Here is a 7,402-nt window from a genome sequence, read left to right as displayed (position 1 = left end):
GGCGCGCAAACCCTCTATACTGCGCGCCGAAGCTGACCAGACAGTCGCCGCTTCGTCGTCGTCCTCTTCGGGGGAGACGGGCGGAGGGGAGGAAAGTCCGGGCTCCATAGGGCAAGGTGCCAGGTAACGCCTGGGGGGTGTAACAGCCCACGACCAGTGCAACAGAGAGCAAACCGCCGATGGCCCGCGCAAGCGGGATCAGGTAAGGGTGAAAGGGTGCGGTAAGAGCGCACCGCGCGGCTGGTAACAGTCCGTGGCACGGTAAACTCCACCCGGAGCAAGGCCAAATAGGGGTTCATAAGGTACGGCCCGTACTGAACCCGGGTAGGCTGCTTGAGCCAGTGAGCGATTGCTGGCCTAGATGAATGACTGTCCACGACAGAACCCGGCTTATCGGTCAGTTTCACCTCTTAAAAAACCCCGCTTCGGCGGGGTTTTGCTTTTTTATCCCTCAGCGATCGCTCCAGTAACTTCCCCATTTTGTTAGCGAAATCTTCTGATTGTTTACTATATCCATACAAAAAATAGAGTTATTAACTGAAATGGCCTGATGTTGTGATAGGCCTCATTTTTTGTCTTAACCCGGCATCACATTTCATTAACATTCTTTGTTGTCCGGGTTCACAAAATCCCTTTACGTTGTTGGGTTAAGGTAATAGAGAATTCTCAAAATATCATTAAAAAACAGTCTGTTATAAAATTCTGCGGCATGGAAAAATATGTTTTCTCCTCCATTGTTCGTAAAAAGAGAAATAAGCTGGCTGATTTCTCGCTATTCATGGCATAAATTTCTCCTTATCGCTTTTTTCCGGGCAAAGAGTTGCAAGTTTTTTCTCCTTAACCCGCGCTATGATCTTCACACTCCAGGAAAAAGCAGTGAATAAGCCTGTGATGATTTGTTTTTTTGAAATATCAATCTGTATCAGAACAATAAACCCTACACACCAAGAGTGAGAATTTGTTATGGAAACAATCTCAGTTTCACCGACGCACACCTCGGCGGCGGCCGCACGAGCGGGCATGTCAGAAAGTGAATGGCAGGCAGCAATAAAGTTCGACAGTACCGACGTGGGTTGGGTCATCATGAGCATTGGGATGGCTATCGGCGCGGGCATCGTCTTTTTACCCGTGCAGGTAGGGCTGATGGGGCTGTGGGTCTTCCTGCTCTCCTCTATCGTCGGCTATCCGGCTATGTACCTGTTTCAGCGACTGTTTATCAACACCCTGGCCGAGTCGCCGGAGTGTAAAGACTACCCGAGCGTGATCAGCGGTTACCTGGGAAAAAACTGGGGGATTTTACTCGGCGCGCTGTACTTCATTATGTTGGTGATCTGGATGTTTGTTTACTCCACGGCCATCACCAACGACAGCGCTTCTTATCTGCATACCTTCGGCGTCACCGATGGTCTGCTGTCGGAAAACCCGTTCTATGGCCTGGTGCTGATCTGCGTGCTGGTGGCAATCTCTTCGCGCGGCGAGAAGCTGCTGTTTAAAGTTTCCAGCTTTATGGTGCTAACCAAGCTGTTAGTGGTGGCGGCGCTGGGCGTATCGATGGTGGGGATGTGGCACCTGTACAACGCCGGTACGCTACCGCCGATGGGCCTGCTGGTGAAAAACGCGATCATCACGCTGCCGTTTACGCTGACATCTATCCTGTTTATTCAGACGCTCAGCCCGATGGTTATCTCTTACCGCTCAAAGGAAAAATCCCGCGAAGTGGCGCGTCATAAAGCGCTGCGGGCGATGAACATTGCCTTCGGCATTCTGTTTGTCGTGGTCTTTTTCTATGCCGTGTCCTTCACGCTGGCCATGGGACACGACGAAGCGGTTAAAGCCTACGAGCAAAATATCTCCGCGCTGGCGATTGCCGCGCAGTTCATCAACGGTAGCACCGGTGCCTGGGTCACCGTGGTAAGCGTGATCCTCAACATTTTTGCGGTGATGACCGCGTTCTTCGGCGTCTACCTCGGCTTTCGCGAGGCGACGCAAGGGATCGTGATTAACCTGCTGCGTCGTAAAATGCCGATGGAAAAGATCAATGAGAAGCTGGTACAGCGTGGAATCATGATCTTCGCCATCCTGCTGGCCTGGAGCGCAATCGTGCTGAATGCGCCAGTGCTGAGCTTCACTTCCATTTGCAGCCCTATCTTCGGCATGGTGGGTTGTCTGATTCCTGCCTGGCTGGTTTACAAGGTTCCGGCGCTGCATAAATACAAAGGGGCCTCGCTGGTGATCATTATCATCACTGGCCTGCTGCTCTGCGTCTCTCCGTTCCTGGCATTCTCCTGATTTTGGATGGTTAAGATGGTTGAAGTAACGATGAATCCGCTGTGGGATACCCTGATTCAAGCGGTTAAACAAAATGTGAAGCCTGCGATGGGCTGTACCGAGCCGGTGTCGCTGGCTCTGGCCAGCGCGATTGCCGCCTCGCATCTGGCGGGAAGGGTGACTCATATTGACGCCAAAGTCTCTCCCAACCTGATGAAAAACGGCATGGGTGTTACCGTGCCGGGAACCGGCATGGTGGGGCTACCGATTGCCGCGGCGGTAGGCGCGTTAGGCGGCGATCCGCAGGCGGGACTGGAGGTATTAAAAAGCGCCTCCGTTGAGGCCATCGCGGCCGGGAAGACGCTGCTGGCGAGCGGTAGGGTGTCGGTCTCGATTCAGGAACCGTGCGAGGATGTGCTGTATGCCAGCGCCACGGTGTATACCGACGCGGAGTCGGCCACGGTGACGATTGCAGGTGGTCATACCCGAGTGGTACGGATCGTGAAAAACGGCGTCACGCTGCTGGATGCCAGCGGCTGCGCCAGCGCCGGGGAAGAGGAATCCACCTCGTCGCTGGCGGAGGTCACGTTGGCGCAGGTGGTTGAGTTTGCTGAGCAGGTCCCGTTTGAAAATATCAGTTTTATTCTCGACGCGGCGCTGCTCAATAGCGCGCTCTCCCACGAAGGGTTGCGTGCGCAGTATGGCCTGCATATTGGCGCGACGCTCCAGCGCCAGCGCGAACGCGGACTGCTGGCCAAGGATCTGCTGTCCGACATTATGATCCGCACCTCGGCCGCATCTGACGCGCGTATGGGCGGAGCCTGCCTGCCGGCCATGAGCAATTCAGGTTCTGGTAATCAGGGCATTGCCGCCACCATGCCGGTGGTGGTGGTCGCCGAACATTTGGGCTGTTCGCAGGAAAAAATGGCGCGCGGGTTGATTCTCTCGCACCTGACGGCCATCTACATCCACCATCAGCTGCCGATGTTGTCCGCGCTCTGCGCCGCCACGACGGCATCGATGGGCGCGGCCGCGGGGATTTGCTGGCTGATTGACGGCAGCTATCGCACTATTTCAATGGCGATCAGCAGCATGATTGGCGATGTCAGCGGGATTATCTGCGATGGCGCGTCAAACAGCTGTGCGATGAAGGTATCGACCAGCGTATCGTCGGCGTGGAAAGCGGTGCTGATGGCGCTGGATGAAACCGCGGTCACCGGCAATGAGGGGATTGTGGCGCACGACGTCGAGCAGTCGATATCCAACCTCTGCGCGCTGGCCTGTCAGTCGATGCAGCAAACCGATCGGCAGGTGATTCAAATTATGGCCAGCAAGCTGAACTAGCCGTTTGCCCCGGTGCAGGCCGGGGCGTTTTCTCAGGCCGCTCGCTCTTCTGCCTGGCGGTTTTCCGCCTCGGCGACGATGGCTTCTAACTCGCTCAGCATCTCTTCAACGCCAAACTCTTTTGGCGCGCTAACCGGTTGAGACATGACGACGGCTTTCACCGTTTGCTGCTTTTTATGGTTTCGCTTACTCATTTGACTTCCGCTATCCTGAAAAAACTACACCGGTAAATCTATCAGCAAAGCGCGCAGAGGGGTATCGGCAACAAGTGTGATATTCGCTTCATCCCGAATAAAGGCGCCATCGCCACAGGTTAACGCCTGTTTCTCCGCGTCATGCGCCAGTGCGTGAACCGTACCGTGAATCGACTGCAGATAGGCGCGCGGCCCGTGCAGTTGTAGATTCACCTGCTCGCCTTTTGCCAGTTCGATATGGTGTAGCCACACCTGCTGACGCAGCTGTAAGCTGTGCTGACTGCCGTCAGGAGAGGCTAAAAGCTGGTGCGTCGCCTCTTTTAACTTCAGTTTCTGCACCCGCGCGTTTTCCCGTTCCGGGCAGGCGTCCAGCCAGATTTGCATCCGGGTCAACGATTTATCTTTACTCAGATTATGTTCGCTATAGCTCACGCCGGGCTGGGTAGCGATCAGCAGCGCCTCACCGGCTTTGGCCTGAATATGGTGGCCTTCGTTGTCGCGGTATTCGGCTTCGCCTTCCAGAATCAGGTTCAGAATATCGACTTTCGGATAGGTGCGTGGCTGGAAGGCCGCGCCGGGGGCGAGCACTTCCTGATTCAGCACGCGCAAAGAGGCATAGCCCAGCAGTTTCGGATCGAAGTAGTGCCCAAAAGAGAAGGTATAGCGGGCCTGTAGCCAACCGAAGTCTGCTTGTCCGCACTGTTTCGCTGTTCTTGTGGTAATCATCTTCTTGACCCTCCTTTACACTAAATCAATGGTAAAGGTATGGACGCTGCATTGTTAGCCAGATATTCTGCCCGGTATGTTCAAATTTCCTGAATGAGCACGCCATGGCTAAAGAAAGAGCACTGACGCTGGAAGCACTACGAGTAATGGATGCCATCGACCGGCGTGGCAGCTTTGCTGCCGCGGCAGACGAGCTGGGCCGCGTGCCTTCGGCATTAAGCTACACCATGCAAAAGCTGGAAGAAGAGCTGGACGTGGTGTTATTTGACCGCTCAGGTCATCGAACAAAATTCACCAACGTTGGGCGTATGTTGCTGGAACGCGGTCGCGTGCTGCTGGAAGCGGCGGATAAGTTGACCACCGATGCCGAAGCGCTGGCGCGCGGCTGGGAAACGCACCTCACCATTGTGGCTGAAGCGTTGATCCCTACGCCAACCCTGTTCCCGCTGGTGGAGAAACTGGCGACCAAGTCGAACACTCAGCTGTCGATAATTACTGAAGTGCTGGCGGGCGCCTGGGAGCGTCTGGAGCAGGGAAGGGCGGATATTGTCATCGCGCCGGATATGCATTTCCGCTCTTCGACGGAGATTAACTCGCGCAAGCTCTATTCGGTGATGAACGTTTACGTTGCGGCGCCGGACCATCCGATTCATCAGGAGGCCGAACCGCTGTCTGAGGTGACGCGCGTGAAGTATCGCGGCGTCGCGATTGCCGATACCGCGCGCGAGCGCCCGGTGCTGACGGTACAGCTGCTGGATAAGCAGCCGCGTCTGACGGTGACCTCGATGGAAGAAAAACGTCAGGCGTTGCTTGCCGGATTGGGCGTGGCGACCATGCCATATCCGCTGGTGGAACAGGATATTGCCGAAGGGCGTTTGCGGGTAGTTAGCCCGGAGTACACCAGCGAGATTGACATCATTATGGCCTGGCGGCGCGACAGCATGGGCGAAGCGAAGTCCTGGTGCCTGCGCGAGATCCAAAAGCTGCTAACCGCGAAATAGAGTTGTAGGCCGGATAAGACGTTTACGCCGCCATCCGGCGATCGACGCCGAATAGCCTGATGGCGCTGCGCTTATCAGGCCTACAAAACCCCGAATTATGCCTGGCCGGGATCAGGAGAAGCGTTTCGGATCTGGTCCAAAACGGTTGTCGCCAGGCGTCCCGTTCTGACAGTTGAAGATCAGTATGACGATCCAGCCGATCACCGGAATGATCAGCAGTAACAGCCACCACGCCGACCGATCGGTGTCATGCAGACGGCGGAACTGTACTGCCCACCAGGGCAGGAAGACCAGAACACCATAAATGGTGGTGAGGATCCCTTCACCGCCAGCACGCTGCCAGCCAAGCATCTTATCCACCACGCCCAACACCAGCGTGAAAATGACGTTCACCAGCACGAACATCCAATACTCTTTGCGACGGGCGCGGCCGCCAAACCCAATGTAATTACGTAGAACCTTGAGATACCAATCCATTTTTTTGCCTCAGTTGACCATTAATCACTTGTTTTTAAAGCGATCAAGCTAAGGATAGACGTGAATGAAAACATGGTAAATATTGATGGCGTGAATTAATTGGGCATCGAGGACCGATGCCCGGTGTGCTTAACGGAAACGCTCGTCGCGGCCGTGCGGTTCATCCAGATTCTGCCACGGGCCTACCGAAATAATACCGGTCGGGTTGATGGTTTTGTGGCTGCGGAAATAGTGGTTGCGAATATGGCCAAAATCCACGGTTTCTGCGATGCCCGGCATCTGATAGATATCGCGCAGGAAGCCGTGCAGGTTCAGATAATCGCTGATGCGATGCTTGTCGCACTTGAAGTGGGTGACGTACACCGGATCGAAGCGGATAAGCGTGGTCCACAGGCGGATATCAGCTTCAGTGAGCTGGTTGCCTGTCAGGTAGCGCTGCTGGCCGAGGATTTTCTCCAGACGGTCGAGCGAGACAAATACGTTTTCTACGGCTTCGTCATAGGCCGCCTGGCTGGTGGCAAAGCCCGCTTTGTAGACGCCGTTATTCACGGTGTCGTAGATCCAGCCGTTTAACTCGTCGATTTGCTCACGCAGCGCGGGAGGATAATAGTCGCCCGCTTTCGCGCCGAGCGCATCGAACGCGGTATTAAACATGCGGATGATTTCAGCGGATTCATTGCTGACGATGGTCTGGTTTTTCTTGTCCCACAGTACGGGAACGGTCACGCGGCCGGAATAGGTTGGATCGGCATGCTGATAGAGCTGGTACAGAAACTGATGCTGATAGAGCGTATCGCTGGTTGCCGCCGGAAAATCAGCGTCGAAAGTCCAGCCGTTTTCCAGCATCAGCGGGTGAACGACCGAAACGGAGATAAACGGCTCCAGCCCTTTCAGCTTACGCAGAATCAGCGTGCGGTGCGCCCATGGGCAGGCGAGAGAAACGTACAGATGATAGCGATCTTTTTCGGCTGCAAAGCCGCCGCTGCCGGTCGGGCCCGGTTCGCCGTCGGCGGTTAGCCAGTTGCGAAAGGCGGAGACTGAACGCTGGAAACGCCCGCCGGTGGATTTGGTGTCATACCAGGTATCCTGCCAGACGCCGTCGATTAATTGTCCCATCATGTTCTCCTTCAGATAGCAAAAGCGAGGAGATATCTCCTCGCTTTTTGTTCATTCAGTATAGTGCGCTTACCACTTTTTATTCAGTACACGGTCGATGCTGAATGCGCCCGGACCGGTGATACCCAGCAGCAGGTAGCCGCCAGCGATGGTCAGGTTTTTCATAAACATCAGCGAGTTCATGCCTTCAGCAAAGTTGCTGTGGAAGATGAACGCGGTCAGCAGGGTGAAGCCTGCGGTGAACAGCGCGGTGGTACGGGTCAGGAAACCGAACAG

At 55.2% G+C, this 7,402-nt stretch carries 8 protein-coding genes and 1 other RNA gene; 4 read left to right on the top strand and 5 right to left on the bottom strand.

Annotated elements, in window-relative coordinates; translation table 11 throughout:
• Positions 1-28 precede the first annotated feature (28 nt).
• The 3 genes from rnpB to ACW14G_RS21470 all read left to right on the top strand — a co-directional run bounded on the left by rnpB (position 29) and on the right by ACW14G_RS21470 (position 3,612).
• Positions 29-409, top strand: an RNA gene (gene rnpB / locus ACW14G_RS21480) — RNase P RNA component class A.
• A 554-nt stretch (positions 410-963) separates the two neighbouring features.
• On the top strand, positions 964-2,289 hold the full coding sequence (locus tag ACW14G_RS21475; RefSeq protein WP_163447836.1) for an SLC5/6 family protein: 1,326 nt from the start codon (positions 964-966) through the stop codon (positions 2,287-2,289).
• A gap of 15 nt (positions 2,290-2,304) precedes the next feature.
• Entirely contained in the window at positions 2,305-3,612 is a 1,308-nt protein-coding gene (locus ACW14G_RS21470) for an L-cysteine desulfidase family protein (protein WP_249022711.1), read from the top strand.
• A 32-nt stretch (positions 3,613-3,644) separates the two neighbouring features.
• Here the strand turns inward: ACW14G_RS21470 and ACW14G_RS21465 are convergent, their stop codons facing one another.
• Positions 3,645-3,806: a hypothetical protein gene (locus ACW14G_RS21465; RefSeq protein ID WP_163447838.1), complete on the bottom strand. Its 162-nt coding sequence runs from the start codon at positions 3,804-3,806 to the stop codon at positions 3,645-3,647.
• A 24-nt stretch (positions 3,807-3,830) separates the two neighbouring features.
• Positions 3,831-4,532 (bottom strand): pirin family protein, encoded by a 702-nt coding sequence (locus ACW14G_RS21460; protein ID WP_163447839.1) that lies wholly within the window; start codon positions 4,530-4,532, stop codon positions 3,831-3,833.
• A 104-nt stretch (positions 4,533-4,636) separates the two neighbouring features.
• On the opposite strand from ACW14G_RS21460, the gene ACW14G_RS21455 reads away from it, so the two are divergent.
• Positions 4,637-5,533, top strand: coding sequence for a LysR family transcriptional regulator (locus ACW14G_RS21455; RefSeq protein ID WP_065356113.1), 897 nt, complete (start codon positions 4,637-4,639; stop codon positions 5,531-5,533).
• Positions 5,534-5,644: 111 nt separating this feature from the next.
• On the opposite strand, the gene ACW14G_RS21450 is transcribed toward ACW14G_RS21455, so the two are convergent.
• The 3 genes from ACW14G_RS21450 to ACW14G_RS21440 form a co-directional block, all read right to left on the bottom strand.
• Positions 5,645-6,010, bottom strand: a complete 366-nt coding sequence (locus tag ACW14G_RS21450) for a DUF805 domain-containing protein (protein ID WP_064542103.1) — start codon at positions 6,008-6,010, stop codon at positions 5,645-5,647.
• A 129-nt stretch (positions 6,011-6,139) separates the two neighbouring features.
• Positions 6,140-7,126: a glutathione S-transferase family protein gene (locus tag ACW14G_RS21445; RefSeq protein WP_249023282.1), complete on the bottom strand. Its 987-nt coding sequence runs from the start codon at positions 7,124-7,126 to the stop codon at positions 6,140-6,142.
• 69 nt (positions 7,127-7,195) lie between these two features.
• A partial coding sequence (locus tag ACW14G_RS21440; protein ID WP_455648781.1) for a DoxX family protein occupies positions 7,196-7,402 on the bottom strand: 207 nt, incomplete at its 5' end.

The sequence above is a fragment of the Kluyvera sp. genome (assembly GCF_965301105.1).
Note: the sequence above shows the minus strand (reverse complement) of the source record. Positions and strands in the feature narration are given on the sequence as shown.